Origin of the sequence: Nostoc sp. UCD121, from assembly GCF_014222285.1 — a bacterium.
Taxonomy (GTDB): Bacteria; Cyanobacteriota; Cyanobacteriia; order Cyanobacteriales; family Nostocaceae; genus Nostoc.
The window spans coordinates 1-1,402 of record NZ_JACKZS010000459.1 but is presented as its reverse complement, the minus strand read 5'-3'; the positions used below and the strand labels follow the sequence as shown (position 1 = coordinate 1,402).

At 36.4% G+C, this 1,402-nt stretch carries 1 protein-coding gene; it reads right to left on the bottom strand.

What is annotated here, in order from left to right; translation table 11 throughout:
• Positions 1-71: 71 nt before the first annotated feature.
• Positions 72-1,349 (bottom strand): BREX system Lon protease-like protein BrxL, encoded by a 1,278-nt coding sequence (gene brxL / locus GNF10_RS36840; RefSeq protein WP_185580243.1) that lies wholly within the window; start codon positions 1,347-1,349, stop codon positions 72-74.
• Between the last annotated feature and the right edge of the window lie 53 nt (positions 1,350-1,402).

Below are 1,402 nucleotides of genomic sequence, written 5' to 3'. Positions count from 1 at the left end.
ATTCGAGTACGAGGCATCGCTGTACACCGATTTTACTTCCCCTAAATAATACTATCTATCGCAACTTGGTATTACTTTGTCTCCACATAAATTTCTCTACCAAACTGCCTAAATTCATCATCGAGATAATATAGCGAATTTCGGATTGCTTGGCGTAGTTGACAAGCGGGTTCCAGGCAATCACGCTCATAGTCCATTAATGTTAATTCTAAATGAGGATAGAGAATTTTTAGAAAACCTGATGCTGATTTGAGAATAGCATTTTGGTCACGAATAGTCACATTTTTGGCAAATTTAGTATGCTGTTCTACATAGAACCTGAAGCGATTATCTTGGCGTAGAGATAGTAATACTTCACCAAAAAAATCCATTTTTAAACCAACTTGAGAAGCTATCATTTCTTTTTGAAACTTCGGAATTTTCCAGCCGGGAATAATACCAGATAATCGGTTTAATAATGCAGTTTCAGCAAAAAACTTGGGGAGGTTAGCAATTAAATTATCTTCATTGCGTGGTTCTAATTGATCGTCTAATTCAATATTAGCTAGCATCACTAACCCGCAGTCACTAGAAATATCTGCAAAACCAGAGCGATTATAACGACCACTAGCAAGATAATTTTTAAGTGGACCAATCACCTCTTCAGGATTATCGAAGGTTAAACTTTGAACTTCATCTAAAACCACAACTTCATGACGACCGAGTAACCCAACTTCTTTAGTTCTGCCGTTGATAAATAATTGGGCAGGAGTAACTTTACCACCACTAATTAAAGTAACTTTACTACTGATATTTTCAAAAAAGAAGCTTTTTCCAGTACCTTTAGGAGCTAATTCTATGACATGATAATTAGCTTCCACTAATGGTAATAACCTAGCCAAGATCCATGTTTTTGCTTCCTGCTGATAACTCGGATGCTGGGGGTTAAAACCCATTGAGCAAAATATTAAATCCCGCCATTGTTGTGTATTGAATTTTGCCCGACATTCGGCATAGCCTTGTAAATCAACTTGTGAACATTGAAATGGTTCAAAATCCATCACTTCCACTTTGCCATCGGGAAGCATAGCCAGAGTAATTTTGCCCCATATCCCTTGGCGTAGCAGTATTTTATAACGTTCGACAATATCAGTCGCAATGCTACATTCAGTCAAATTTAATACAGGAATTTGTGCCAATGGTTCAGGAATTACTTTTCCTCTCTGTTCTAATTTAATGCGTACCTGCATTAAAGCAATGAGTTTTCGGATTTCCCCTTGAGTAAGGTCAAAAATAATTTCATTCCGGTCATCTTTACGGGGAAATGCTTTTTTAATAAAGCTATTTAGGGCTTGCTGAAAAAGTCGTATTTAAGCCAGATCAAGAATCAATTAACAATGCTTGTAAGTGAAAATATAATTTA